General features: G+C 75.1%; 22 protein-coding genes. 9 read left to right on the forward strand and 13 right to left on the reverse strand.

Annotation, left to right across the window (positions count from 1 at the left end):
• The first annotated feature begins 55 nt into the window (after positions 1-55).
• The 3 genes from ACQ452_RS23500 (at position 56) to ACQ452_RS23510 (ending at position 2,723) form a co-directional block, all read left to right on the forward strand.
• Positions 56-1,474, forward strand: a complete 1,419-nt coding sequence (locus ACQ452_RS23500) for a WGR domain-containing protein (RefSeq protein WP_433387375.1) — start codon at positions 56-58, stop codon at positions 1,472-1,474.
• Positions 1,475-1,577: 103 nt separating this feature from the next.
• Complete coding sequence (locus tag ACQ452_RS23505; protein WP_433387377.1) at positions 1,578-2,513, forward strand: aminoglycoside phosphotransferase family protein; 936 nt, start codon at positions 1,578-1,580, stop codon at positions 2,511-2,513.
• A 69-nt stretch (positions 2,514-2,582) separates the two neighbouring features.
• Positions 2,583-2,723: a hypothetical protein gene (locus tag ACQ452_RS23510; RefSeq protein WP_433387379.1), complete on the forward strand. Its 141-nt coding sequence runs from the start codon at positions 2,583-2,585 to the stop codon at positions 2,721-2,723.
• 268 nt (positions 2,724-2,991) lie between these two features.
• On the opposite strand, the gene ACQ452_RS23515 is transcribed toward ACQ452_RS23510, so the two are convergent.
• Complete coding sequence (locus ACQ452_RS23515; RefSeq protein WP_433387381.1) at positions 2,992-3,831, reverse strand: Fpg/Nei family DNA glycosylase; 840 nt, start codon at positions 3,829-3,831, stop codon at positions 2,992-2,994.
• Between the two features lie 138 nt (positions 3,832-3,969).
• Here ACQ452_RS23515 and ACQ452_RS23520 point away from each other — a divergent pair, with 138 nt between their 5' ends.
• The 3 genes from ACQ452_RS23520 (at position 3,970) to rocD (ending at position 7,424) form a co-directional block, all read left to right on the forward strand.
• Positions 3,970-4,893, forward strand: coding sequence for a thrombospondin (locus ACQ452_RS23520; protein ID WP_433387383.1), 924 nt, complete (start codon positions 3,970-3,972; stop codon positions 4,891-4,893).
• 498 nt (positions 4,894-5,391) lie between these two features.
• The gene (gene ddaH, locus ACQ452_RS23525; RefSeq protein ID WP_433387385.1) at positions 5,392-6,213 is read left to right on the forward strand and encodes a dimethylargininase; all 822 of its coding nucleotides are present in this window, start codon (positions 5,392-5,394) and stop codon (positions 6,211-6,213) included.
• On the forward strand, positions 6,210-7,424 hold the full coding sequence (gene rocD, locus ACQ452_RS23530; protein WP_433387387.1) for an ornithine--oxo-acid transaminase: 1,215 nt from the start codon (positions 6,210-6,212) through the stop codon (positions 7,422-7,424). The genes ddaH and rocD overlap by 4 nt, the downstream gene beginning before the upstream one ends.
• A gap of 61 nt (positions 7,425-7,485) precedes the next feature.
• On the opposite strand, the gene ACQ452_RS23535 is transcribed toward rocD, so the two are convergent.
• A complete protein-coding gene (locus tag ACQ452_RS23535; RefSeq protein WP_433387388.1) occupies positions 7,486-8,637 on the reverse strand; it encodes an FHA domain-containing protein in 1,152 nt (383 codons plus the stop codon).
• A complete protein-coding gene (locus ACQ452_RS23540; RefSeq protein ID WP_433387389.1) occupies positions 8,634-8,927 on the reverse strand; it encodes a 4a-hydroxytetrahydrobiopterin dehydratase in 294 nt (97 codons plus the stop codon). The genes ACQ452_RS23535 and ACQ452_RS23540 overlap by 4 nt, the downstream gene beginning before the upstream one ends.
• A 193-nt stretch (positions 8,928-9,120) precedes the next feature.
• On the opposite strand from ACQ452_RS23540, the gene ACQ452_RS23545 reads away from it, so the two are divergent.
• Positions 9,121-9,894, forward strand: coding sequence for a hypothetical protein (locus ACQ452_RS23545; protein WP_433387391.1), 774 nt, complete (start codon positions 9,121-9,123; stop codon positions 9,892-9,894).
• Positions 9,895-9,958: 64 nt separating this feature from the next.
• Here ACQ452_RS23545 and ACQ452_RS23550 read toward each other — a convergent pair whose 3' ends face one another.
• From ACQ452_RS23550 to ACQ452_RS23570, 5 genes are all read right to left on the reverse strand, one after another.
• Positions 9,959-11,008: a fatty acid desaturase family protein gene (locus tag ACQ452_RS23550; RefSeq protein WP_433387393.1), complete on the reverse strand. Its 1,050-nt coding sequence runs from the start codon at positions 11,006-11,008 to the stop codon at positions 9,959-9,961.
• 148 nt (positions 11,009-11,156) lie between these two features.
• Entirely contained in the window at positions 11,157-14,930 is a 3,774-nt protein-coding gene (locus tag ACQ452_RS23555) for an SCO7613 C-terminal domain-containing membrane protein (RefSeq protein ID WP_433387394.1), read from the reverse strand.
• A gap of 47 nt (positions 14,931-14,977) precedes the next feature.
• The gene (gene cutA / locus ACQ452_RS23560; RefSeq protein ID WP_433387396.1) at positions 14,978-15,298 is read right to left on the reverse strand and encodes a divalent-cation tolerance protein CutA; all 321 of its coding nucleotides are present in this window, start codon (positions 15,296-15,298) and stop codon (positions 14,978-14,980) included.
• Positions 15,299-15,307: 9 nt separating this feature from the next.
• Complete coding sequence (locus tag ACQ452_RS23565; protein WP_433387398.1) at positions 15,308-16,324, reverse strand: 1-acyl-sn-glycerol-3-phosphate acyltransferase; 1,017 nt, start codon at positions 16,322-16,324, stop codon at positions 15,308-15,310.
• The gene (locus ACQ452_RS23570) at positions 16,324-17,157 is read right to left on the reverse strand and encodes a patatin-like phospholipase family protein (protein ID WP_433387399.1); all 834 of its coding nucleotides are present in this window, start codon (positions 17,155-17,157) and stop codon (positions 16,324-16,326) included. Before ACQ452_RS23570 ends, ACQ452_RS23565 begins: the two co-directional genes overlap by 1 nt.
• A gap of 275 nt (positions 17,158-17,432) precedes the next feature.
• On the opposite strand from ACQ452_RS23570, the gene ACQ452_RS23575 reads away from it, so the two are divergent.
• Complete coding sequence (locus ACQ452_RS23575) at positions 17,433-17,867, forward strand: VOC family protein (protein ID WP_433387400.1); 435 nt, start codon at positions 17,433-17,435, stop codon at positions 17,865-17,867.
• Positions 17,868-17,886: 19 nt separating this feature from the next.
• Here the strand turns inward: ACQ452_RS23575 and ACQ452_RS23580 are convergent, their stop codons facing one another.
• Positions 17,887-18,609, reverse strand: coding sequence for a VOC family protein (locus tag ACQ452_RS23580; RefSeq protein WP_433387401.1), 723 nt, complete (start codon positions 18,607-18,609; stop codon positions 17,887-17,889).
• Between the two features lie 158 nt (positions 18,610-18,767).
• Between ACQ452_RS23580 and ACQ452_RS23585 the strand changes: the two genes are divergently transcribed.
• Positions 18,768-20,396 (forward strand): protein kinase domain-containing protein, encoded by a 1,629-nt coding sequence (locus ACQ452_RS23585; protein WP_433387403.1) that lies wholly within the window; start codon positions 18,768-18,770, stop codon positions 20,394-20,396.
• 7 nt (positions 20,397-20,403) lie between these two features.
• Here the strand turns inward: ACQ452_RS23585 and ACQ452_RS23590 are convergent, their stop codons facing one another.
• The 4 genes from ACQ452_RS23590 to ACQ452_RS23605 form a co-directional block, all read right to left on the reverse strand.
• Positions 20,404-21,462, reverse strand: coding sequence for a glycosyltransferase family 4 protein (locus ACQ452_RS23590; RefSeq protein ID WP_433394370.1), 1,059 nt, complete (start codon positions 21,460-21,462; stop codon positions 20,404-20,406).
• Between the two features lie 253 nt (positions 21,463-21,715).
• Complete coding sequence (locus ACQ452_RS23595; protein ID WP_433387404.1) at positions 21,716-23,287, reverse strand: trypsin-like peptidase domain-containing protein; 1,572 nt, start codon at positions 23,285-23,287, stop codon at positions 21,716-21,718.
• A gap of 66 nt (positions 23,288-23,353) precedes the next feature.
• Positions 23,354-24,910: a sensor histidine kinase gene (locus tag ACQ452_RS23600; protein WP_433387406.1), complete on the reverse strand. Its 1,557-nt coding sequence runs from the start codon at positions 24,908-24,910 to the stop codon at positions 23,354-23,356.
• Positions 24,907-25,608 (reverse strand): response regulator transcription factor, encoded by a 702-nt coding sequence (locus tag ACQ452_RS23605; protein WP_433387408.1) that lies wholly within the window; start codon positions 25,606-25,608, stop codon positions 24,907-24,909. The genes ACQ452_RS23600 and ACQ452_RS23605 overlap by 4 nt, the downstream gene beginning before the upstream one ends.
• Positions 25,609-25,687: the final 79 nt, after the last annotated feature.

The following is a 25,687-nucleotide window of genomic DNA, read 5'->3' on the forward strand; positions in this document are numbered from 1 at the left end:
CGCTGTCGCCGCGTCGGCCACGTCGGGCCGGTCGCTGACCCCCTCGGAGGGCCCCATGTCGCAGGAGACGACCTACCTCGAACTGTCCGAAGTGGACGGTGCGCACAAGTTCTACGAGGTCGTCGTCGACGACTGTGCGCTGACCGTTCGTTACGGCCGGATCGGCGACCAGGGTCAGGTCAAGACCGCGGCCTACCCCGACAACGCCAAGGCCCGCGCGGCGGCGGCGAAGAAGATCGGCGAGAAGATCCGCAAGGGGTACGCCCCGGCGGTGCCCGGGGTCCGGCAGAAACGCACCGTCTCCCGGCGGCAGATCGTCAGCACCCGGTCCACCGCCCGCACCGCCCCGGTGCTGTGGCGCTACGACTCGGGCGCCCCGGCCTTCGGCATCTTCGTCGACGGGCAGAGCTGCATCGTCGGCAACGAGCGCGGAGTCATCACCACCCTCGGCCACGACGCCCGGGTGCTCCAGCAGGTCCGCCTCCCCGACGGGGTGAAGTGCATCGTCGCCGACGACGCCTGGGTCTACGCGGGCTGCGACGACGGCAACGTCTACGACCTCTCCGGCAAGGTGCCCCGGGTGGCCTACGAGATCGCGCCGGAGATCGACATCTACTGGCTGGACATCCACGACGGCGTGCTGGGCGTCTCCGACGCGGGCGGCGGCATCGTCGCCGTCGACCACGAGGACGAGTTCCTCTGGCGCCGGCAGGGTCGCGGCCGGGCGGCGTGGATGGTGCGCTGCGACGCCGACGCGCTCTACCACGGCCACTCGCAGGGCGTCACCGGCTACGACTGGCGTACGGGCCGCGAGCTGTGGCACACCCCCACGGGCTCGGTGCTCTTCGGCTGGCAGGAACGCGACGCGGTGTTCGCCGGCACCGGCACCCGGGAGGTGGTGCGCCTGGCCAAGGACGGCCGCACCGAGCGCAGCTACCGGTGCGACGCCCCGGTCTTCTCCTGCGCCACGGCCGAGGGCGGCAGGTACGTCTTCGCCGGCGACAGCCAGTCCTCGATCTACTGCTTCGACGCGGCCGGCAACCGGCTGTGGAAGCTCGGCACCGGCTGCGGCTCGGCCTACTCCATGCAATACCACGACGAGCGGCTCTACGTGGTCACCACCAGTGGCCACCTGGCCTGCATCGACGCCAGCGAGCCGGCGATCCGGGCGGCGGAGGCCGGCAGCGTTCCGGACGTGGTCGACGTCAAGGCCCCGAGCCGGGTGCCGGAGCCGGTGGCATGGACGACGGTCGAGGTGACAAGCGACGTCGGCGGCGGCGTGGTCGTCCAGTGCGTCGAGGACCACGGCCGGCTGCGCGTGCACGTGCTCTCCCCCGGCTATCACCGGGACTGGTCGGTGCAGTTCCCCAAGGGCATCCGTGAGCCGGGCGCGCGCTACCTGGTCACCCAGGTCCGCGAGTCCGGCCGGGGCGGCTTCTACCGCGCCCACGGCGACATCCGCCGCCTCCGCTGACCCGCGCCACCCGCACCGACCCCGCCCAGCCCACCCGCCGGGCCCGGTGCGGTGGCCGGAAATCGGCGGTGCGGGCACGACGGGCACGGTCCAGGATGGCCGGGTGGATTTCGAACTCACGATCCCCGACGGGCTGGGCTGGGTGCGGGGCACGCCGGCGGGGCGGGAGTGGTTGGCGACGCTGCCGGAGCGGCTGGCCGCCTGCACAAAGCGCTGGTCGCTGCGGGTCGGGCCACCCTTCCCGTACGCCTTCGCGTCGCTGGCCCTGCCGGCCGAGCTGCCCGACGGCACGCCGGCGGTGCTCAAGCTCCAGTTCCCGGACCCCGACAGCGTCCACGAGGCGACGGCGTTGCGGCGCTGGGCCGGGGCGGGTGCGGCCCGGCTACTGGCGCAGGACCCGGGCCGGCGCGCGTTGCTGGTCGAGCGGTGCGTGCCCGGCACGCCGCTGCACGCGCTGAGCGCCGACGCGGCGCTGGACGCGGCGGTCGGGCTGCTGCCCCGGCTGTGGCGGCCCGCCGGCCCGCCGTTCAGGCCGCTCGCGCGCGAGGCCGCCGGCTGGATGGCGCGGCTGCCCGGAAACTGGGAGCGGGCCGGCCGGCCGTACGAGCGGCCACTGCTCGACGCGGCGCTCGGGCTACTGGCCGATCTCGTCGACAGCCAGGGCGAGCAGGTGCTGGTCAACCAGGACCTACACGCCGGCAACGTGCTGCGCGCGACCCGCGAGCCGTGGCTGGTGATCGATCCGAAGCCCCTGACCGGCGAGCGGGAGTTCGGGGTCGTGGCGCTGGTGCGGGGCGGGGAGCTGGGGCACTCGCCGCAGGCGGTCCGGCACCGGCTGGACCGGCTCAGCGCGGAGCTGGGCCTCGACCGGGAGCGGGTACGGGGCTGGGCGGTCGGCCAGACGCTGGCCTGGAGCATCGGCGGCGGTCAGGTCTTTCCCCGCCAGGTCGAGGTGGTCCGCTGGCTGCTCGAAACCGGGCCGCACCGCCGCAAAGCGCCAGGAACCTGGCCCCAGGTGCCGCCGGTAGAAGCACCCTGAGGCCCCTCTGCCACTTATGTCGTTCCTGCCGGTGAGCTGACGGACGCGGCTCGCAGAGTCGCCGCTGTCGTGCTCGCAACGATGCACGACGACCTGATGGAGGTCGTACGCCTGCGTCCGGGGACGGTGGTGGGGGCGGTGCGGGAGACCTACGAGCTGTTGGCGGACGCGCTACGCGAGCCGGTCTCCCCGGAGTGCGGTCGAGCATGACCGTGGCGGCTGCTTCCCGATGCGGGGTCGGACACGTCGATGATCGTCGGTGCCGGAACTTCCAGTCCTTGTGCGCGCGCTTTGGAGCTGAGTCGGTTACGACATCAGGCGATGGCCATGGCGGTAGGACCGCCCCGGGCACGGACGGCCGGTGAGTCGTTTACGACATCAGCTCGACAGCGTCCCTCGGGCGCATCCCCAGCCCGGCGGCACATCCCCAACCCGGCGGGCGCAACCTCAGCCCGACGGGCGGCGGGGCGGATGCCGGTCACCCGGCCACCGCGCAGGACGGGTGGCTCGGGAGGCGTTGGCAGGTGGGGCACCAGTAGAGGTTGCGGCCGGCCAGCTCGCCTCGGCTGACGGGGTCGCCGCAGGCGTGGCAGGGCTCGCCGGGGCGGCGGTAGACGTACACCTCGCCGCCGTGCCGGTCGACGCGGGCGGCCCGGCCCATCGCCTCGGGCAGGTGCGCGTCGCGGACGGTGTCGATCCGGCCACGCGTGACGGCGAGCCGCATCAGCGCCACCAGGTCGGCCCAGAGCGCGTCCCAGCCGGCGCGGGTCAACCCTCGGCCGGGGAGCGTCGGCGGCAGTCCGGCCCGGAACAGCGCCTCGGTGACGAAGATCAGCCCGGTGCCGGCCACCACCGACTGGTCGAGCAGCAGCGCGGCCAACGGGGTGGGGCTGCGGGAGATCCGGGCGTACGCCCGGTCGGGGTCGGCGTCGGCGCGCAGCGGGTCGGGGCCGAGCCGGGCGCGCAGCGCGGCCACCTCGGGCGGGACGAGCAGTTCGCAGGCGGTGGGGCCGCGCAGGTCGAGCCAGTGCCGGTCGCTTCTCAGCCGCAGCCGGACCTGACCGACCGGCTCCGGCGGCTCCCCGGCGCCGTCGGTGAACCTGCCGTAGAGCCCGAGGTGCACGTGCAGGGTCACGTCGTCGGCGTAGTGGTGCAGCAGGTGCTTGCCGTACGCCTCGGTGTCTTCCAGGACGGTGCCACTGAGCCGGGCCGCGCCGTCGGCGAAGCGGCCCTGCGGGCTGGCGGCGTGCAGCTCGTCCCCGACGAAGAGGTCGGCGTGCCGCACCGCCAGGCGGTGGATGGTGTGTCCCTCTGGCACGGGTGCCAAGGATAGCCAGCGCGGCCGGCGCGCCCCGGACCCGTGTCGGAGAAGGGCCGGCTGGGTATTGCGGAGGTGTACCGCGTGGGCGGCGTTCGTTTCATCGGCCACCACGCTTTCCCCAGGAGGTGTGTTGTGGTGAAGATTCCTTCGCTGTTGCGCCGCTCGGAAGAGGCGCAGAACCGGGACGAGAACGTCGACGGTCACGCCGTGGCGGCGGGGACTGGCCAGGCCGGCCCGGCACAGGCCGGCGTGGACCGCAGCGGCGGGCCCGACCAGCCGGTGGTGACGGAGCGGGACAGCGAGCAGACCACCTACCGCAGCAGTGCGGCGTCGTCCACCGAAGGGCGCGACGCTGCCGCCGAGAAGCGGGCGGCCGAGCGGGCGGCCGTCGCGCGGGCGGCCACGGCCCGGCCGACCGACGACGGGTCCCGGCGTACCTCCCGGGCCACCGGCACCGACCCGACCCTCGAACAGCCCACCGGCGCGCGGACGACCGACGCGGACCGGGACGCGGCGGCGGGCGTCGCCCGCACGGACCGCGACCACGCGGTGGCCGCCGCACCCGCGGTGCACCCCCGCCCCGGGACGGACGCCGACCGCCCGGTGACCGACGCCCGCGCCGTGGACGCCGAGCGCACCGCAACCGCCGACCGCACCCTGGACGCCGAGCGCACCGTCGACCGCGACGGCGACGGCGTGCCCGACCGCCGGGACCCGTCGGTGGCGGTCGGCCCGAAGCCCCGGGCCAGCATGCTCGCCACGCTCGGGCTGGTCGTCGGCGTGGCCGGGGCGCTCTTCGTGCTCACCGGCACCCTCGCCGGGTACGGCATCGGGCTCGGCGCGGTCGGCGCGGTGCTCGCGGTGCTCGGCCTGATGGCCACCCGCCGCCGCCACATCGCCGGCAAGACCGACGCCCTGCTCGGCATCGTGCTGGGCCTCGGCGCGGTGGTGCTCGGCGTGCTGGCGATGACCGGCCAGTTCGACTGGCCGAGCACCGACGGCGACTGGGTGCAGCGGTTCCGGGAGTGGCTCGACTCACAGTTTGTGGACCGCTTCTAGCGGGCACTGTCCGACTCGCCGGCGATGCGCCGGCAGCGCCGGTGGTTCACCGGCGGCGCCCGACCAGCCTGGTGGTTCACCAGCCGGGCAACCCTTTTCGGGGGCGGCGGTATCGCCGCCCCCGAAGTGTTTCTCCCGAGGCGACGGTGGCCTGGCCCGGGGCCGGGGGCCGGCTCAGTCCGCGGTAGCGGCCGGGACCACGCCCTCCCGCGCGTCGAGCAGCTCGTCCCGGTGTCGCCCCGGCACCGGCACACCCGTGTCGGCGTGGAACAGGACTGACGGGCGACGGTCGGGCCGCCCCGCTGGGGGCACGCCGGCCAACCGGGGCGGCCCGACGCAACAGATCACGCCCACACTGCCCCAGATACGCAACGATCAGCCGGTCCACGCAAGCCTCACCGGTGGATGATGCCGCCCGGGCCGCATAGCGTTGAGCAACGGCGCCAGCCCCGTGGGCCGAAGGTGGCCGGGGCGCGCCCGACCCTGGGAGCAGGACAGATGACGACGGACGCCACCAGCCAGCGCTTCCTGATGTGCCGGCCGACGTACTTCGCCGTGGACTACGCGATCAACCCGTGGATGGACCCGAGCGCGCCGGTCGACACCGACCTCGCCGTGCGGCAGTGGGAGCGGCTGCGGCAGACCTACCGGGACCTGGGCCACACCGTCGAGGAGATCACCCCGCTGCCCGGCCTGCCCGACATGGTGTTCGCCGCCAACGGCGGCACCGTGATCGACGGCAAGGCGATGGCCGTGCAGTTCCGCGACCCGCAGCGCGCCGACGAGGCCCCCGCGTACCGCGCCTGGTTCGAGGCCGCCGGCTTCGAGGTGTACGACCCGAAGCACGTCAACGAGGGCGAGGGCGACATCCTGCTCGCCGGCGACGTCCTGCTCGCCGGCACCGGCTTCCGCACCGCCCACGCCACCCACGCCCAGCTCCAGGAGACCTTCGGCTACCCGGTGGTCACCATGCAGCTCGTCGACCCCCGCTTCTACCACCTGGACACCGCGCTCACCGTCCTCGACGAGCGGACGGTGGCGTACCTGCCGGAGGCGTTCTCGCCCGGCAGCCGGGCCGTGCTGCGCCGGCTCTTCCCCGACGCGGTGCACGCCACCCTCGCCGACGCCGAGGTCTTCGGGCTCAACGCGGTCGGCGACGGCCGGCACGTGGTGCTGCCGGCGCAGGCCACCGGCCTCGCCGCGAAACTGCGGGACCGGGGCTACGAGACGATCGGTGTCGACCTGTCCGAGCTGCGCAAGGCCGGCGGCGGGCCGAAGTGCTGCACGTTGCGACTCCGTCAGGGAAAGGCGAGCCTGTGATCGACGACATGCTGCGGACGCCGGAGGCGATCCGCGACGCGGAGCGGTGGACCGCGCACAACTACCACCCGCTGCCGGTGGTCATCACCTCCGCCGAGGGCTGCTGGCTGACCGACGTGGACGGCCGCCGCTACCTCGACTGCCTGGCCGGCTACTCGGCGCTGAACTTCGGCCACCGGCACCCGACGCTGATCGCGGCCGCGCACGCCCAGCTCGACCGGCTGACCCTCACCAGCCGGGCGTTCGTCCACGACCAGTTCGCCGACTTCTGCCGGGAGCTGGCCGAGCTGTGCGGCAAGGACCTCGTGCTGCCGATGAACACCGGCGCCGAGGCGGTGGAGACCGGCATCAAGGTCGCCCGTAAGTGGGGCTACCAGGTCAAGGGAGTCGCGCCGGGCAGAGCCAACATCGTGGTGGCCGAGGGCAACTTCCACGGCCGTACGACCACCATCGTCAGCTTCTCCACGGACGCCGACGCGCGGGCCGACTTCGGGCCGTACACCCCGGGGTTCACCGTGGTCCCCTACGGCGACCTGGCCGCGCTGACCGCCGCGATCGACGAGAACACCGTCGCGGTCCTGATCGAGCCGATCCAGGGCGAGCAGGGCGTCGTCGTGCCGCCGGAGGGCTACCTGCCGGGGGTGCGCCGGGTCTGCACCGAGCAGGACGTGCTCTTCATCGCCGACGAGATCCAGTCCGGCCTCGGCCGGACCGGGGCCACCTTCGCCTGCGACCACGAGGGCGTCGTCCCCGACATGTACCTGCTGGGCAAGGCGCTCGGCGGCGGCATCGTGCCGGTCTCCGCGGTGGCCGCGGACGCCGACGTGCTCGGCGTGCTCCGGCCGGGCCAGCACGGCTCCACGTTCGGCGGCAACCCGCTGGCCTGCGCCGTCGCGACCGAGGTCGTCCGGCTGCTGGCCACCGGCGAGTTCCAGCGCCGCTCGGCCGAGCTGGGCGACCGGTTGCACGCCGGCCTCCGCTCGCTGCTCGGCAGGGGCCTCGTCGCGGTACGGGGCCGGGGCCTGTGGGCCGGCCTCGACATCGACCCGACGCTGATGAGCGGCCGGGAGGCATGCGAGCGGCTCGCCGAGCGCGGGGTGCTCGCCAAGGACACCCACGGCGCCACCATCCGGCTCGCCCCGCCGCTGGTGATCACCGAGGCGGAGATCGACCACGCGGTGGCCCAGCTCGCCGCCGTGCTGGCCGGCTGAGCCGCGTACGGCGGCGGGCGTCGGGACCACGGTCCCGGCGCCCGCCGTCGTTCCCGCCGGATCAGCGGGGCAGGCGCATCGCCATCGTGGGGGCCTCGGCCATCACCGACGTCGGCGTGTAGGAGGCCCCGGCGGGCAGCTCGCCCGGCCGGCCGATCTGCACCCCGGGGTAGAGCTCCACCATGTCGCCCTCGGCCAGCACCCGCGACTGCTGCGGCGCCAGCGGGAGGCGGTCGGCCTCCGCCATCGACCCACCCGGCCGGATGCCCGAGCCGTTCGTGCTGACGTCCGTCACGATCACCTCGCCGACCCGCAGCTCGAACCGGACGTGGTTGCGGCTGATCCAGCGTCGGGCCTCGTCGTTGAGCCACTGCCCGAGCACGATCGCGCCGGCCTGCTCGGGTGCCCGGCCCACCACCACCGGCTCCTCCTCCGTGAGCACGAAGCGACGCCGGATCAGCCCGCCCACCCGCACCGCGAGGACTGCGCTGCGCGGTCGTGGACCGGCGTCGCCGAGCCGGGTGCCGTGCCGGGGGCAGGTGGGCACGCCACCGCGCAGCGTGGGCGGCGGCTGACCGGCGGGGCTGCGGTCCACCACCCCGGACAGGTCGGCGAAGGCCCCGCCGCCCCCGCCACCACCGAACAGCGCGCAGTTGGACTCCCCGCAGCGCCACTGCCGGGCGAGCAGCTTCACCCCGGCCGGGGACCGGTCACCGGCGACCGGGGTGTGGCCACCACCGACGTGGGCGACGAAGGCCGGACCGCCCGCGCCCGGCACCGGGGCGACCACCCGACCGGGCTGCTCGACCAGCCACGGGTAGCGCCCGCGCAGGCCCTCGGCCCGCACCCGGGTCAGCACGGGCAGCCCGAGCAGGTCCGCCACCTCCAGCACCCGGTCGCCCGGGTTGTCGAGCACCTCGACGAGCCCGTCGTCCGCCCACCGGCGGACCACCATGCGCTCATTGGAGGTGAGGTCGGCGTCGGAGAGCAGGGCCCGGTGCACGACCGCGTAGACCGGGACGCTGTCCTCCTCCAACTCGCGGGCGAGGGCGTCGATCACCATGCCGAGGCGGAGCAGGCTGGCCGGCCGGCCGCCGTCGAGATCCTGGTAGCGGATCACCTCGGCGAGGTCGACGACGGCCCGCGCCAGCGACGGGTCGGTGCTGGCCCGTCCCTCGATGGCGTCCAGCACCTTACTGATCTCGAATCTCATCGGAGGCTCCCCACGATTTCGTCGATCCGTCGCGCCAGTTCCAGGTCGCGCCGGGTGACCCCGCCCACCGAATGCGTGACGCAGCGGAAGGTCAGGGTGCGCCAGCGGATGTCGATGTCGGGGTGGTGGTCCATCTCCTCCGCCGCCACGGCGACCCGGTCGACCACCGCGATGGCCTCCGGAAAGTCGGTCAGCTCCACGGTGCGGGTGAGCCCAGCGGGGCCGGCCGACCAGCCCGCCAGGCCACCCAGCTCTTCTCGCACCGCCTCGGCGGTGAGCACGTCTGCCATGAGGAGACCCTACCGGGGCCGGTCGCGACGACGCGGACCAGCGGCGCGAGGTGTGGCCGACCCGGTAGCGCGGCGCTCCGGGGCCGCCACGGCATAGATGGGCGCTGTGCGCCCGGGGGTTAGGCTGATCGATGGCCCGGTCGGGGCCGCGACCGCGTCGCGCCCGGCCCACCCTGCGTGAGGAGATTCCACGATGAACACTCGACGGCTGACGACCACGGGGGTCGCGCTCGTCGCCGCGCTCGCTCTCGGTCTCACCGGGTGCGCCACGGAGCGGGACGCCGACGCTCCGGCCGGCAGCGCGGGCAGCACCGGCGCGGCGCCGGCCAGCAGCGCCCCCGCCGACGCCCGCGCCGAACTGGGCGCCGCCGCGCAGAAGCTCAACCAGCAGAGCGTCAAGATGCAGCTCCAGTCGTCGGTGCTCAACGGCAGCGGCATGATGGACCCGGCCACCAGGACCGGCGACATGACGATGAAGATGGGCGCCGAGGGCACCTTCCGGGTCCTCATGCTCGGCGACGACGCCTACCTGAAGATCACCGGGATGACGGGGATGCCCAAGAAGTGGCTGCACATGGACGCCACCAAGCTCGGCAAGAGCGGCCAGCTCAACCTGATGCCCGAGGGCGACCCGGGCGGCGCCAAGCAGATGATCGACAGCGTGGTGGACGTCGAGAAGACCGGCCCCGGCAGCTACTCCGGGGTCCTCGACTACACCCGCACCAAGCCCGACGACAAGGCCGTCCAGGCCCTCGGTGACAAGGCCAAGGCCGTCCCCTTCACCGCCCGGGTCGACGACCAGGGGCGGCTCGTCGAGATCGCCATCGACACCCAGGTGCTGCACGAGTCGCTCGGCACGATGGTCACCACCTACTCGGACTTCGGCGCCCCGGTCAAGGTGCAGAAGCCGCCCGCGAGCGACACGCAGGAGGCCCCGCAGGAGCTGATCGAGTCCATGGGCTCCTGATCCACCGCGCGCAGTAGCGGGGGCGGCACCGACCGGTGCCGCCCCCGCCTCGTCCGACCGGGTGTCAGCCGCGCAGCGGCCGGCCCACCTCGTGCAGGTGCGCGAGCGCCTGCCGGTACGACTCGACCAGCCCCGTCTCCGCGTACGGGATGCCCTGCTCGGCGCAGTAGGCGCGGACGATCGGCTGGGCCCGGCGCAGGTTCGCCCGGGGCATGTTGGGGAACAGGTGGTGCTCGATCTGATAGTTGAGCCCGCCCAGGGCGCCGTCGATGAGCCGGCCGCCCCGCACGTTGCGGGCGGTGAGCACCTGCTTGCGCAGGAAGTCCAGGTCGTCGTCGGCGGTGGGCATCGGCATGCCCTTGTGGTTCGGGGCGAACGAGCAGCCCATGTAAAAGCCCCACAGGCCCTGGTGGATGGCGACGAAGAGCAGCACCTTCATCGGCGACATCACCAGCAGCAGCGCGCCGAGGTAGCCCACGGCATGCAGGGCCAGCAGCAGCGCCTCCACCCCGCGTCGCCGCATGGGCGTGCGGAACCCGCCGTCGGCGTCCCGCTCCACGATCGCCCGCACGCTCGCCACGTGCAGGGCGATCCCCTCCAGCAGCAGCATCGGGAAGAACAGCCACGCCTGCCGGCGGGCCAGCCGCCGACCGATCCCGCGCGTCGCGGCGGCCTGCTCGTACGTCCAGACCAGCGCGCCCGCCCCGACGTCCGGGTCCTCGTCCTCGTGGTTGGGGTTGGCGTGGTGCCGGTTGTGCTTGTCGACCCACCAGCCGTAGCTCAGCCCCACCGCCAGGTTGCCGGCGAGCAGGCCGATCGCCTCGCTCGGGCCGCGCCGGCGGAACATCTGCCGGTGCCCGGCGTCGTGGCCGAGGAACGCGACCTGGGTGGTGGCGACGGCCAGGAAGACGGCCACCAGCAGTTGCGCCCACGAGTCGCCGACCAGCCCGACCGCGACCCAGCCCGCCGCGAAGACACCCAGGGTGAGCACGATCCGCGTCACGTACCGGCCCGGACGCCGCTCCAGCAGCCCCGCCCCGCTGATCCGCCGGGACAACTGCGCGTAGTCACTGCCCCGCCGTGCCGGCGGGTCTGCCACCGCTCCGAGCACCATCGCGGCTCCCGTTCCTCGTTCCCAGAATCGCGCCGGTCGGCACGGCCCCACCCTCCAGTCTCCGGTCGACGACCCGGGCCGGTAACCCTGCCCGCACCCGGGTCGGGGGTAGGGCAAGCACTACCCTGCCACCCGACCCGGGTGCCGGTCAGCTCATCCGACCGACGGCGCTGCGCATGCGGGCCAGGTCCCGGCGTCGCCGCTCGTAGGTGGTGGCGAGCCCGATCAGCGCGAACCCGCCGACGGCCAGGAAGACCCACCGGGGCAGCAGGTCCCAGCCACGGACCAGCTCGTGCAGCGCGAGCAGCACCAGGGTCGCCCCGCCCAGCAGCACCGGCGCCTGCCAGCGGCGGGTCGCCCCGGCGAGCACCGCGCCGAGCGCGGCGGCGCCCAGCAACAGCCGCCGCCACGGCTGGGGGTCGGCGGCCACCAGCACCGACACCAGGCTCGGCAGCAGCGCGGCCACGAGCCCCGGGCCGAGCGCCAGCCAACTGGTCAGGCCGGGCCGGGTACGCAGCGCCGCCGTGCCCGCCACGAGGGCCAGCACCGCCGCCGGCACCGTGTACGCCTCCAGCGCCGCCACGTCCCCGGCGACCAGCAGCAGCCAGCCACCGAGCAGTTCGCTGCCGCCGGCGATGCCCGCGAAGGTCCACCGCAGGCCCGCCGACTCACCCCGGCGCAGCACGCGCGCCGCGACGGCGACGCCCCACAGCAGGCAGACCGCCGCGGCGTGGCGCAGCGAGCCCACCGCGAGCAGCAACGCGACCAGCGCCACCGCCTGGGCCGCCGCGTCCAGCGCCACCGCCGTGCCCCGCCCCCGCCGCACCGCTCCGGCGGGCGTCCGGGGGCCGGCGAGCATCGCCGCGACGGCCAGGGTGAGCGCCGCGACGGCGAGCACGCCGAACGCGGCCACGCGCAGCGGCAACCCGCCGGCCAGTGGCGCGACGACCGCGAGGCTGGTCGCGGCGACCACCGCGACCAGCGCCCCGCCGAGCCGTGCCTCGTCGCGGCGGGCCGCCGCGGCGAGCAGTGTCGCCGCGACCACCAGCACACCGAGGCCGACGATCGTGCCCGCCCGGGTGGCCAGCAGCCCGAGCAGCCCGGAGGCCGCCAGCACCAGTCCCACCGGCGTCCCGACCGGGGCGAGCAGCGGGCGTGGGAGGGTCGTGGCGGCGACCAGCACCACGGCCACCCCGCCGAGCAGCATGACCGCCGGCAGCACCGGCCACGGCACGCCGGCGGCCACCAGCAGCACGGGCAACGCGCCCGCGGCGAACGGCAACGCGACGAGCGCGGCCCGCCACCAGCCGGCCCGCGCCGGCCCGACGGCGGGCGCGGCGGCGGGAGGCAGCGGCCCGACGGCGGGCGCGGCGGCGGGCAGGGCGCCCACCGGCCCGACGGCGGTGCCGGCGGCCCGGACCGGCCGGCCGGCCAGCAGCCCGGCCACCGCCAGTGCGGCCAGCGCCAGGCCCACCGGGAACACACCCGCATCGGCGGCGACCGTGGGTGCCCCCGACCAGGGCGACACCTCGCCGTACGGGGCGAGGAACGCCGTCAGGGTCACCGGCACGGCGGCGGCGACGGCGACCACGAGCAGCCCGACGCCGGCCACCCGCAGGGCTACGCCGGAGCACGCCGCGCCGCCCAGCGCCGCCACCAGGACCGCCAGCGCGGCGTAGAGCACCACCGGTTCGTCGGTCGGTACGACCACCGGCGCCAACCCGAGCGCCACGACCGCGACGGCGACCCCCACGCCGGCGTACGCGCGCAGGTCGGGCCAGTGCCGGCGGACCGCGAGCAGCCCGACCGGCAGCAGCGCGACGGCGGCGAGGGCCGCCCGCGCCTGCCACCAGGCCGGCGCACCGGCGGCGATGAGGGCGACGGCCGCGGCCCCCGGCACCGCGACCGGCACGACGGCCAGCGCCAGCCCCGCGACGGCGCGCTGCGTGGCGCTGCCACGCCGACCGGCCGCCGCCACGGCGGCCCCGGCAACCACGACCACCGCCAGCGCCGTGCCCGCCCCGGCGGGCGCGGCGAACCCCACCAGCAGGCCGTGCCCGAGCAGGAGGGTCCCGGCCACCGCCGAGGTCACGACAGTCCAGGACCGGACGCCCGGCCGCCGCACCGCGCCGGCCAGCAGCCCCACCGCCGCCGCCAGGTCCAGGGCCACCACCGCCGGCCAGGGCGACGGCCAGCCGGCGGGCACCGCCAGCACGGTGGCCGCCACGCCGAGCGCGGCCAGCGCCGGCCGGGCGGCCCTCGGCAGCAGGAGCGCCAGGGCGGCCACGGTCAGCGCGACCACCACCGGAAGTTGCCATCCCTGCTCGAGGTCGGGCCCGCCGGCGGCCCCCCGCCACGGCGGCAGCGACCGTCCGGCGGCGGCCCCGGCGAGCGCGACGGCCAGCAGCACGGCGAACTGGGCCGTCCCGGCGGCCACCGCCAGCGCGCCGGCCCGGGGACCGCTCCGCCAGCCGGCGGGCAGCAGCCGCACCGCGCCGGCCAGCGCCACCACGACCAGCGCCGTCAGCAGCGGCGCCAGCCCCAGTTCCGCGATCGGGCGCAGCACCGCCCCGGCCAACGCCGGGACCAGCAGCGCGGCGGCCACGGCACGGAACACCGCGCCGCCGGTGAGCAGCGCGGTGCCGAGCAGCGCCGACACCACCAGCAGCAGGGGCACCCCGGCCAGTACCGGCACGCCGGCGGCCCGGCCGATGATCAGCGGCACCAGCGCGCAGCTCGCGGCCACGAGCAGCGCGCCGGCGTGCCCGACCCAGGCGAGGACCCGCCCGGCGAGGACCGCCGGACGCGCACCGACCGGCGCGGGCGCCGACCCCGCCGGTGCCGTGCCCCCGGCGACCGGGGCATCGACGGGCGGGGCACCGGCGGGCGGGGCACCGGCGGGCGGGGCACCGGCGGGCGGACCGGTCCGCCGACGCAGCGCGACAAGCACCGCCAGGTCGAGCAGCGCCACCCCCAGGAACGTCACCGCCCAGCCGGCGGCGTCCGGTCGGGCTCCGGCGGCGAGCAGCGGCAGCACCGGCTGCGCGATCACCAGGGCCGCGAACCACGGCACGGTCAGCCCGCTGAGCCGGGCGTACCCGGCGGCGACCGCCGCGCTGGCCCCCCCGGCCAGCGCGGCGTACCGCGTGACCGGCCACTGCGCCACCCCGGCCAGGTCCACCGACCAGGCGGCGTACCCGTCGAGGAGCACCAGCAGCAGCCCGACGGCGGCGAAGGTCTCCGCGGTGCCCCGCAGCCCGCGCCGCACCGCCACCAGCGGCGCGGCCAGGGCGAGCGCGGTGAACGCCAGCAGGATCAGGGCCCGGCCGGCGACCCCGACCGTGGCCCAGGCGACCGCCGTGAAGACCACCGCGGCGGTGCCCAGCAGCAGCCCTCCGAGGACGAAGAGCAGGCCCTGCACCGTCCGCGTGGAGGTCTCCGCCCCACCGCCGCCCGCCCCACCGCCGCCCGCCCCGGCCGAGCCCGGGACCGCCGCGCCCGGCCACGCCGGCAGCGCCGGCAGCGCCGGTGCGGCGTACGCGGGACCGGCGGGTGCGGGGTGGACGGGTGCGAAGCCAGCCGGCGCGGGACGGACCGGCGCGGGACCGGCGGGTGCGGGACGAACCGGCGCGGGGCCGACCGGGCCCCGGAGTGCGGGGGCCGTCGGGGGCGCGACGGGGAACTGCGTCCGGATCGCGGCGGCCAGCGTTGCCCGACGGTGCCGGGCGGCGCCCAGCCGGCCGGCGAGCCCCTGGTACGCGGCGCGGGCCCGCTCGACCTCGCCGTCGAGCGCCACGATCTCCCGGTCCAGCCGGACCACCTCGGCGGCGGCCGGATACGGCGGCCGGCCACAACCGGAGCAGCCGGAGCCGAGATCGGCCGGCGCGCCGCAGGCGGGACAGGGATAGCCGCTGTTCTGCACCCGGCCATCATGGTGGCTGGAAGATCACCTGACCAGAGTGCGGATACTCAGGGCCGGGTCTGCTCGTGCACCCAGGTGGCGTAGCCGGGGTCTCCGCTCTCCACCCGGCTGACCAGGATCTCCGGCACCTCGTACGGGTGGCTGGCCCGGATCTGCTCCACCAGGGCGGCGGCCCGGTCCGGCGCCGTCTTGAACTGCACCGACCACTCGGTGCTGGTGTCCACCCCGGAACGCCACCAGTAGGTGCTGTCCACCTGCCCGCCCACCTGTGCGCAGGCCGCGAGCCGACCGGCGACGGCGGCGGCCGCCAGCACGTCAGCGACCGAGCGGGCGTCCACCACCGTCGTCACCACGCAGATCTGGTCCACCAGCGCACCCTACGCGGCACCGTCCCGGTTGGCCGCGATCCACTCGTCGATCCGCGCCCACCAGTCAAAAAGCCAGTCGATCCGCTGTTGCCTGTCGACCGGCACCTCCTCCGGCGGCACGGACCAGAAGCGCATGATGATCCGCTTGTCCATCGGCAGTTCCCGCCACACGTCGGCGACGGTGAGCATCCGGTCCAGGCCGGTGTGGGCCACGAAGATCACCCCGGCGTCCGGCGCGGCGTCCAGGGCGGCGAGCATCCCGCCCGGCTGCGGGGCGAGCACGTGGCGCATGCGTTCCGCGCGGCGCGCCATCCGCTCCAGCCCGAGGCCGCGTAGCTTCTCGATGGCCCGCAGCCGGCGGCCGGGGGTGAAGTTGCCGCCCTCGGGGAAGATCACGAACGCGTCGTCGTCGTCCAGGCCCCGGGCCAGGTGCCCGACCTGCTCGGCGACCGACCCCCGGCCGTCCGGACCCGCCGCGAGGAAGCGGCTCGGCAGCCGGTTGAGCAGCACGTCGATCGCCGGGTCCCACTGGAGGCTGTCCTTCAACACGATCCGCGGCTCCCGGTTGAACCAGTTCACCAGGGCGTGGATCAGGATGAAGGAGTCTCCCGGGCCGGCGTGCCGGCAGAGCACCAGCTCCGGCCGGCCGGGCAGCGCCGTGTCCGGGTCGGTGCCCACGACGTCGATGTTGAGGTGCAGCGTCCAGCGGGCCTGCCAGAAGAACACCCGCAGGAACCAGCCGGCGAGCACGTAGTGCGCCCGCTGGAAGCCCGGCGACCGGGCCCGCCAGCCGAAGCCGGACGCCACCCAGAGCAGGAAGAGCGCGAGCAGCGCCGCCGCGTCCCAGACCAGGTAGAAGCAGCCGATCCAGAGCAGGCGCAGCGGGCGCAGCCGGCCCGGGACCAGCGGCGACGCGGCCGCCGCGAGCAGCGCCCAGATCGGCAGGGTCGTCACCACCAGGAAGGCCAGCAGCACCACGCCGGGGGCCAGGAACAATCGGCGCACCCACCGCGGCGGCAGGGGCATCAGTGCTCCAACTGCGTCGCCAGGTAACGCCGGGAGGCCGTGTAGGCGCGGCTGATCCGCCGCCCCACCGCCGCCATGTCCCGGTACGCCCACGGTGTGTCGTCACGTGGGTCCAGCCCGCCGGTGGGCAGCACGTGCACCTCCACCCCGTCGGGCAGGGCCGCCATCTCCCGGGCGAACCGGTGCCGGCGGGCGATCTCGAACGCGACCTGGGCGATCTCCCAGGGCCGCCGGGGCGGGCTCAGCTCCCGCTCGATCCGGCCCACCTGGAGTACGAAGATCCGCGTGGCGCCCACCGCCACCGCCTCGCCGATCGGGATCGAGTTCACGATGCCGCCGTCGATGTAGTGCTGGCCGTCGAGCTGGGCCGGCGGCAGTAGGCCGGGCACCGAGGCGGAGGCGAGCACGGCCGGCACCAGGGGGCCGCTGTCGAACCAGTGTTCGGCGGCCCGCTCGATGTTGGCGGCGCAGCAGCGGAACGGCACCTTGAGGTCGGCGAAGGTGGTCTGCGCACCCAGCTCGGCCTCCAGGAGCTTGCGCAACGGGCGGGGCGAGTGCAGGTGGGTGCGGGCGGCGAACCGGCGTAGCTGGCGGGCCACCGAGTCGCCGTACACCTCGCTCGCCTCGGGTGAGGCCCAGAGCCGGACCAGCCGGTCGGTGACGGCCTCGGACGGCTCGGCGGCGACCAGCGCGCCGTTGACCGCCCCGATCGAGGTGCCGAGCACGACGTCCGGCCGGATGCCGGCCCGGAACAGGGCCCGCAGCATGCCCACCTCGACCGCGCCGAGGACTCCACCGCCCCCGAGCACGAACGCCACAGTTGCCCGCCCCATGAGCCCCATCCTGGCACGCCCTTGAAAGACCCACTCCACGGCTCCGGCCCGGCCGCCGATCCGCGTCTTCGAGGCCAGGTGGCCCGCGTCCGGCGCGCGCCGAATACAGAGTCGGCCCCGACCGCGACCGCCCACCGCAGGGCCGGCCCCACCGGCAGGCCGGCCCCACCGGCAGGACGGCCCCACCGGCAGGACGGCCCCACCAGCAGGGCCGGCCCGCCCCGGGCGCGTGCGCTCGCCGCAGCCGTCGAGAGACCCACGTCTATAGTGGACCGATGGCGGCGGTCAGACAGTTCCAGGTCACCTTCGACTGCGCGGACCCCGAGCGCGTCGCTCGCTTCTGGTGCGACGTGCTCGGGTACGTCGTGCCGCCACCACCGCCTGGGTCCGCCGCGTCAGGCGATGCCGGTCGAGCGCTGCCGCCGGAGCACCAGGGCGCCGATCTCGCCTGCGTCGATCCCAGCGGCGTGGGCCCGCGACTGTTCTTCCAGCGCGTCCCCGAGGGCAAGGTCGTCAAGAACCGGCTGCACCTCGACGTGCGGGTCGGCACCGGCCTCGTCGGTGAGGAACGCCTGGCCGCGCTTGAGGCCGAGTGCGCGCGGCTGGTCCCGCTCGGCGCGGTACGCGTGCGACTGTTGCGCGCCGATGGCGTCAACGAGTCGTGCCTCGTGATGCGGGACGTCGAGGGCAACGAGTTCTGCCTCGACTGAGCGCGCCCCGGATGCCCCCTCAGCCCTGGTCGAGGTCCCACACGAAGCAGAAGGGCTTGCCGGCGGGGTCGGCGTACACCCGCCAGTTCTCCCCCTCGCCCGGCAGCCGGGTGGCACCGAGCGCGAGCGCCGCCGGCTCGGCCTCGGCCACGTCGTCGACCCGCACGTCGAGGTGGAACTGCTGCGGGTGGGCCGGGTCGGGCCAGCGTGGCGGCGAGTAGTCGGCCACCTGCTGGAACATGAGCGGCTGGGCCCCGTCCTCGCCGATCATCGCCATGCCGTCGCCCGCGTAGGTCACCGGCTTGCCGAGCAGCTCCGCGTAGAACACGCTCAGCGCCGCGGCGTCGGGGCAGTCCAGCATCAGGCCCGACAGTGTGGTGCGCGGATCGTCGGCGTTGAGGCACAGGTCGAACGGGTGGCCGGCCGGGTCGGTCAGCGTGTGCCACCGCTCGTCGCGGCGCAGCAGCGTCGCGCCCAGCTCCTGCGCCCGCGTGGTGGCCGCCGCCAGGTCGGGCACCCGCAGGTCGAGATGGGCCTGCTGGGGGTGGGCGGGATCCGGCCACCGGGGTGCCACGTGGTCGGGTGCGAGCTGCACCGCCACCCGCCAGCCGTCGTCGGTGGTCATCGAGATCCACTCGTCGTCGGCGTAGCTGTGCGTCCAGCCGGCCAGCTCCTGGTAGAAGCGGGCCAGGCCGGTGATGTCGCGCGCGTCCAGTACGACGGACCGCAGGGCGCCGATCATCGTTTCTCCCTCCGTTGGGCGTCGACACATGCTCGCGCACCGGTACGACAGACGCCCGCCCCCGCGCCGGGATGATGAACGGAGCGTGCGGTGGCGTTGACAGGTTGGAGACATTCGCGCAACCTGATACCGCTCCCACAGCGAGGCAGGTGCGTTCCGTGAAGCCAGCGCTGCACCCCGGCCGGTTGCTGGCCCGCCGGTACCGGCTCATCGACCAGATCGGCGCCGGCGGCATGTCGGTGATCTGGCGGGCGCGGGACGAGGTGCTCGACCGGGTGGTGGCGCTGAAGGTGCTCGCCCCGTCCCTGGCCGCCGACGCCCGCTTCCGCGACATGGTACGCGCGGAGGCCCGCGCCGCCGCCCAGCTCGTACACCCGCACGTCACCTCGGTGCACGACTACGGCGAGACCGTCGCGCCGGACGGGTCGATCACGTCGTTCGTGGTGATGGAGCTGCTGGCCGGCGAGGTGCTGGAGGTGCGGCTCACCGAGGGGCCGCTGCCGTGGGCCGAGGCCGTCGGGATCGGGGCCCAGGTGGCGGACGCGCTCGCCGCCGCGCACCGGCTGGGCATCGTGCACCGGGACATCACGCCGGCCAACGTGATGATGACCCGGGCGGGGGTCAAGGTGCTCGACTTCGGCATCGCCAGCCGGATCGGCGCGCCGGACGAGGACGAGGACGGGGAGACCTTCGGTACGCCCGCGTACGTGGCCCCGGAGCGGCTCGACGGGGCGCCCACCCAGCCGGCCACCGACGTCTACTCCCTCGGTGTGCTGCTCTACGAGGCGCTGACGGGGCAGGTGCCGTACCCGGCGGACACCTGGGAGCAGCTCAGCGAGGCGCTCGCCGGGGACGAACCGCCCCCGCTGGCCGACTGGCCGGGGCTGCCGCCGGAGGTGGCCCGCACCTGCCGGCGCTGTCTGGCGCGGGACCCGCGCGAGCGGCCCACGGCCCGGCAGGTCGCCACCGTCCTGCGTGACCAGTTGCTCCCCGCCGATCCGCAGGCCGCCACCATGCTCGCGCCGACGGTCACCCTGCCGACCCTGGTCGTGCCGCCGGCGGCCACCGCCGCGCCGGCGGGGTCCGCGGAGCCCCCGGCCGGTCCCGCCCTGCCCGCGCCGGCCGGAACGACGGAACCGGCCGGGACGACGGGACCGGCCACCGAACCGACCGGGACGACGGGACCGGCCACCGAACCAGCGCCGGGCGGGGGGCCGGAGTCGCGCAGCACCCGGCTGGCCCGGGAACGCCGTCGACGCCGGCTGCCCCGGCCGGTGCTGATCGTGCCGGTGGTGCTGGTCGTCGGGGTGGTCCTGGCCGTGCCCGCGATCCGTCAGGAGGACACGGTTCCGCCCCGGTCGCTGCCCGCGACGGGTCCGTCCCAGCCGCCGGGGTCCCCCGCGCCGACGCCCGAGGCCCCGCCCGTCCCGACGACCGCCCCGCCCCGCTCGCCCGCCGGGCCCGGCGCGCCCACCTCGCCCGCCGGGTCCCGGCCGACCCGGACGCCGCCGCGGGTCGGCGATCTCGTCGAGGCGGCCAACCGGGTCGAGGGGCTGATCGGCACCGGTCTCGACGACGGGGGGATCCGCGCCGACGTCGGTCTCGACCTCCGCAACGAGCTGCGGAACCTGACCGACGCGGCCCGCGCCCGCTCGGGTGACCTGGGTGAACGCATCGCCCGGTTGCGCGAGAAGGTCGCGATCCGGCACGGCGAGGGCGCCGTCACCGCCGCGTACGCCCGCCAGTTGGACGGGGCGATCACCGCGCTCGGTACGGCGCGGCTCTGACCGACGGTCAGCGGGCCCGCGCCCCCACCGGCACCCGGGCCTCGGCGGCGGGGACCGCCGCCAGGAACCGGCGGTACGCCTCCTCGTAGCCGGCGGCCATCCGTCGGGTGGAGAAGTTCTCGGCCACGTGGGCGACGCAGGCCGCCGGGTCGAGTTCCGTCGCCGCGCGCAACGCCCCGGGCAGTTCGTCGACGTGTTCGCAGATCAGCCCGGTCGTTCCGGACCGGACGAGTTCCGGCACCGCGCCCCGGTGCAGCGCCACCACCGGCGTGCCGGTCGCCATGGCCTCCACCATCACCATGCCGAACGGTTCCTCCCACTGGATCGGCATGATCAGGCATCGGGCCTCGACCAGCAGCCGCAGCGCCTCGGCCCGGTCGGCGCCGAGCACCACCCGGACGTCGTCGCCGAGCAACGGCCGGATCACCTGCTCGTAGTACCGACGCTCGGCCGGCTCGTTGCACTTGCCGGCCAGCACCAGCGGCAGGCCCGCCGCCCGGCAGGCCCTGATGGCGACGTCCGGACCCTTGTCGGGGCTGAACCGGGCCAGCCAGAGCACCGGCCCCTGCCCCGGTGTGCTCTTGTGCGGGATGCCCTGCACGTCCATCGCGTTCTGCACCGTGCCGACCCAGGGCAGCCCCGGGTTGAGCCGGCGCTGGGTGTGCGAGATGGCGACCAGCCCGACCCCCCGGTCGGTCTCGCCGAGCACGTCGCCGTACTCGCCGACGGGGTTGCCGTGCACGGTGGCCAGGGTCGGCACGGCCCGGCGTCCGGCGATCAGCGGGCCGATCGTGGTGTGGTCGTGGACGATGTCGAAGTCGGCGGCCCGGACGCGGTGGTTGACCCGGGCCAGGTGGGCCAGTTCGGGCAGCGCCTCGCCGAGCCGTTCGAACTGCAACTCGGGCACCGTGGAGACGAACGCGCCCCGGGTGCCGTGTTCCCGGCCCGCACCGAGGACGGTGACGGCGTGGCCCCGGTCCACCAGCCCGTCCACCAGGCCGGTCACCACCTGTTCCAGCCCGCCGTAGCCGGGCGGTGGCACCGACAGCCAGGGTGGGACGACCATCGCGATCCGCAACGGCCGCTGCGCCGATCGGCCGGGTGGCAGTTGGTGCACGGCCACGTTTCCTCCCGTCGGTCAACACACCCTCCGTACGCCTCGCCGGGGTGCTGCCTGTCGACGGTGCCGGCAGGACGGGTGACGGCGGCTCACCCGGACCGGGTGAACCGCCGTCGACGTTGAGCGGCGGGTGACGCGGCCAACCCCCTTGGCCCCGCCACCCGCCGCCGGAGGGAGGAGGAATGTCTTCGGTTACCGGTTACGACGTCTCGGCGAGCGTCACGTCGGCCCGGGCTTCGGCGCCGTTGCGCTTGTAGGTCACCTCGACCCGGTCGCCCACCTTGCCGGCCTGCACGGCGCCGACCAGGTCGTCCGAGTCGTTGACCGGCTTGTCGCCGAACTTGGTGATCACGTCGCCGCGCCGCAACCCGGCCTTCTCGGCGGGGCTGCCCGGGGTGACGGCGGCGACCAGCGCGCCGCCGCCCTCGGCGGCGGTGACGCTGACCCCGAGCGACGGGTGGCTGACCTTCTCGCCCCGCTGGAGCTTGCCGGCCACGTCCTCGGCCTTGTTGCTGGGGATCGCGAAGCCGACGCCGATGTTGCCGCTGCTGCCCTGTCCGGCGGTGGCGATCGCGGTGTTGATGCCGATCACCTCACCGCGGGTGTTGACCAGGGCGCCGCCCGAGTTGCCCGGGTTGATGGGCGCGTCGGTCTGGAGCAGCCCGGCGATCGTGCTGGCCCCCTGGTCGGGCTGCTGCTGTTGCTGGCCGCCGCCGGCCTGGATGGTGCGGTCCCGGGCGCTGAGGATGCCGGCGGTCACCGAGCCCTGCAGGCCGAGCGGGCTGCCGAGGGCGAGCACCTGGTCGCCGACCTGCATCGCGTCGCTGTCGCCGAAGGTGGCGGCCTTCAGGTCGCTGACGCCCTCGGCCTTCACCACCGCCAGGTCGGTCTTCGGGTCGGTGCCGGTGATCCGGGCCTGGGCGGTCTTGCCGTCGGCGAAGGTCACCACGACGCTGTCGCCGCTGCCGGAGGAGACCACGTGGTTGTTGGTGAGGACGAAACCGTCGCCGGTGAGGATCACGCCGGAGCCCTCGCCGTTGTCCGTCGCGATCGAGACGACGCTCGGCTGCACGGCGGCGGCGATCCGGGGCAGGTCGGCGCCGTTGATGACCGGCGCGGCGGAGTAGGTGCGGGTGATGCCCGGATCGCCGTCGACGGCCAGTGCCAGCGCTCCACCGGCGACGCCCGAGCCGAGCATCAGCGCGAACACCGCGACGCCGGCACCGGCGAACTTGGCGATCCGGCTCGGCCGGGGTCCGGCGGTCTGCGGCGCCGCCCAGGGCGGCAGCGGCTGACCGGAGGGGTGCGGCTGGCCGGGGTGCTGCGGCTGCTGGCCGTAGGGCTGGCCGGGCTGGCCGCCACCACCGAAGCCGGGCTGCTGGCCGTACCAGGCGGCAGCGGACTGACCGGCACCCTGCGGCTGACCGGGCTGACCGGCGGCCTGCGGGTAGCCCGACTGGCCGCCGGCCTGCGGGTAGCCCGACTGGCCGCCGGCCTGCGGGTAGCCCGACTGGCCAGCGGGGTGGGGGTGGCCGGGGTGGGCGGCGGCGTGGGGGTGGCCGGAGACCGGGTGCTGCGGCGCGGCCGGGGCTGGCGCGAAGGGACCCGGCGGCGCCGTCGTGCCGGCGTCCCCGGGGGCGCGGGCCGGCTCGGCGGACGGGTCGGAGTCGGACTGCGCGCGCTCGGCGCGCGGCAGCTCGGCGGGGGGGTACGACGGCTCGGCGTCGGGGTGGGCCGGCCGGCGCTGCGGGTCGGACTCGTGCTCGGTCATGCCTCCACCTTGCCGCGCGGCACTGCGATGCGCCTGGAACTAACCTGAATATTGTCTGAAAGTCACTCAGGCATCTCCGTCGACGTCCGGCACGAGCGGAAGTCGGACCCGGAAGGTCGCTCCCCCGCCCGGGGTGCCGGCCGCCTCGACGGTGCCGTGGTGCGCGGCGACCAGCGCCGCCACGATGGCCAGGCCGAGCCCGGTGCCGGTGTGGCCGCCGGCCCGCCGGGAACGCGCCGCGTCCGCCCGGTAGAAGCGCTCGAAGACCCGCTCCGCCTGCTCCGGGGTGAGCCCCGGGCCGGTGTCCGCCACCTCGATCACGGCCAGGTGCCCCGCCTCGGTACGCAGTCGCAGGGTCACCGAGGCGTCCGGCGGGGTGTGCGTGAGGGCGTTGGTCATCAGGTTGCCGATCACCTGACGCAGCCGGGCGTCGTCGCCGTAGACCACCAGCGGGCCGGAGCCGGGCATGACCTCCAGCTCGACGCGACGCTCCGGCGCGACCGCGCGGGCGGCCTCGACCGCCTCGCTGGCCAGCACGGGCAGCTCCACCGGCGCGAGGGCCAGCGGTCGCTCCCGGTCCAGCCGCGCCAGCAGCAGCAGGTCCTCGACCAGCAGCCCCATCCGGGCCGCCTCCTGCTCGATGCGGCGCAGCAGGTCGGCGGTCTGCTCCGGCGCGCTCGCCGCGCCCTGCCGGTAGAGCTCGGCGAAGCCCCGGATGGTGGTCAGCGGCGTACGCAGCTCGTGCGAGGCGTCCGCGACGAACTGCCGCATCCGTTCCTCGGAGTGCCGGGCCCGCGCCTCGGAGGCCCGCGCGGAGCCGGCCGCGTCCCGGGCGGCGGCCTCGGCGTAGCGGGCGGCGCTCTCCGACGCGGCCCGGGCGGTGAAGGCCACCTCGATCTGCGTGAGCATCGCGTTCAGGGCGCGGGATAGCCGCCCCAGCTCCGAGGTCGGGACGGTCTGCCCCTCCTCCGGGTCGGGGACCCGCCGGGTGAGATCGCCGCCGGCGATGGCGGCGGCCGTGCGCTCGATCTCCACCAGCGGTTTCAGGCTGGTCCGGACGATGCCCGCGCCGATGGAGGCGAGCAGGATCAGCACGGCGGTGCCGGCCAGCACGTCGATCCAGACCAGGCGCCTGACGGCCAGGTCCACGTCGGTGAGGTGCAGTCCCACCGCACCCATCTGGCCGTTGGGTAGCTGGGTGTAGAGCATCCGCCAGCGGCTGTGGCCGTCGCGCGAAGGGACCGTGAAGGGCTCCCCGACGAGGTCCGCGAAGCCCTGCTCCGTCGTCGGCCACGGCGGCAGGTCCTCGGGGCGGATCGTCGGGTTGAAGTAGTCGTCCTTGGGCACGCCGTTGACGTCGACCGCCAGCACGATGAACTCGCTGGGCAGGCCGACCTGGGTCTTCTTGCCCTGTAGGACCAGGTCGACGGCCCGCGACAGGGTGCTCTCGGCGAGCCGGAGGTCGTCGTCGACCTGGCCCTCGAGGTAGCTGCGCAGGAAGAAGGTGGTCGACGCGCTGATCACGACCAGGGCCCCGGTGACCAGGGCGAGGACGGACGCGACCAGCTTGACCCGGAGCGGTACGCCTCGCAGTCGCGCCTTGCCCTGGTCGAGCGGGTTCACGCCGCCGGCTTGCGCAGCACGTAGCCGACTCCACGGAGCGTGTGGATCAGTCGGGGCTGGGTGTTGTCCACCTTGCGGCGCAGGTACGAGATGTAGGACTCGACGATGTTGTCGTCGCCCCGGAAGTCGTAGTTCCACACGTGGTCGAGGATCTGCGCCTTGGAGAGCACCCGGTTGGCGTTCAGCATCAGGTAGCGCAGCAGCTTGAACTCGGTCGGCGAGAGCTGCACCCGCTGGCCGGCCCGGTGCACCTCGTGGGTCTCCTCGTCCAGCTCCAGGTCGGCGAAGGTGAGCCGGGAGGGAGCCTGCTCGCCGCTGCTGGTGCGCCGCAGCACCGCCCGGATCCGGGCGGTCAGCTCCTCCAGGCTGAACGGCTTGGTGACGTAGTCGTCCCCGCCCAGGGTGAGCCCACGGATCTTGTCGTCGGTGGCGTCGCGGGCGGTGAGGAAGACCACCGGCGTACGGGTGCCGCCCTCGCGCAGCATCCGGATGACCTCGAAGCCGTCCAGGTCGGGCAGCATCACGTCGAGCACCACCAGGTCGGGCCGGTGGTCCTTGGCGGCGCTGAGGGCGGCGCTGCCGCTCGTCGCGGTGGCCACGTCGAAGCCCGCGAAGCGCAGACTTGCGGAGAGCAGTTCGAGGATGTTGGGGTCGTCCTCGACGACGAGCAGTCGCGCCTCGGTCTGGGTAGCGGCCATGCCGCCATCATCCGTGCTTTCGCTGCGTCCGCGCTGGACACTCGCTGGAAAGTACCTGTGTGGCGACGGTCGGACCGGG

This window comes from Micromonospora sp. KLBMP9576 (assembly GCF_050941805.1).
Classification (GTDB): domain Bacteria; phylum Actinomycetota; class Actinomycetes; order Mycobacteriales; family Micromonosporaceae; genus Micromonospora.

Excerpts from the sequence above, each read along its gene's own strand:
- ACQ452_RS23565 (WP_433387398.1), bottom strand. The coding sequence starts at position 16,324 with ATGCCCCTGCCGCCGCGGTGGGTGCGCCGATTGTTCCTGGCCCCCGGC.
- ACQ452_RS23500 (WP_433387375.1), top strand. The coding sequence starts at position 56 with ATGTCGCAGGAGACGACCTACCTCGAACTGTCCGAAGTGGACGGTGCG.
- ACQ452_RS23580 (WP_433387401.1), bottom strand. The coding sequence starts at position 18,609 with ATGATCGGCGCCCTGCGGTCCGTCGTACTGGACGCGCGCGACATCACC.
- ACQ452_RS23535 (WP_433387388.1), bottom strand. The coding sequence starts at position 8,637 with ATGAGATTCGAGATCAGTAAGGTGCTGGACGCCATCGAGGGACGGGCC.
- ACQ452_RS23545 (WP_433387391.1), top strand. The coding sequence starts at position 9,121 with ATGAACACTCGACGGCTGACGACCACGGGGGTCGCGCTCGTCGCCGCG.
- ACQ452_RS23595 (WP_433387404.1), bottom strand. The coding sequence starts at position 23,287 with ATGACCGAGCACGAGTCCGACCCGCAGCGCCGGCCGGCCCACCCCGAC.
- ddaH (WP_433387385.1), top strand. The coding sequence starts at position 5,392 with ATGACGACGGACGCCACCAGCCAGCGCTTCCTGATGTGCCGGCCGACG.
- ACQ452_RS23570 (WP_433387399.1), bottom strand. The coding sequence starts at position 17,157 with ATGGGGCGGGCAACTGTGGCGTTCGTGCTCGGGGGCGGTGGAGTCCTC.
- ACQ452_RS23550 (WP_433387393.1), bottom strand. The coding sequence starts at position 11,008 with ATGGTGCTCGGAGCGGTGGCAGACCCGCCGGCACGGCGGGGCAGTGAC.
- ACQ452_RS23575 (WP_433387400.1), top strand. The coding sequence starts at position 17,433 with ATGGCGGCGGTCAGACAGTTCCAGGTCACCTTCGACTGCGCGGACCCC.
- ACQ452_RS23540 (WP_433387389.1), bottom strand. The coding sequence starts at position 8,927 with ATGGCAGACGTGCTCACCGCCGAGGCGGTGCGAGAAGAGCTGGGTGGC.
- ACQ452_RS23590 (WP_433394370.1), bottom strand. The coding sequence starts at position 21,462 with ATGGTCGTCCCACCCTGGCTGTCGGTGCCACCGCCCGGCTACGGCGGG.
- ACQ452_RS23605 (WP_433387408.1), bottom strand. The coding sequence starts at position 25,608 with ATGGCCGCTACCCAGACCGAGGCGCGACTGCTCGTCGTCGAGGACGAC.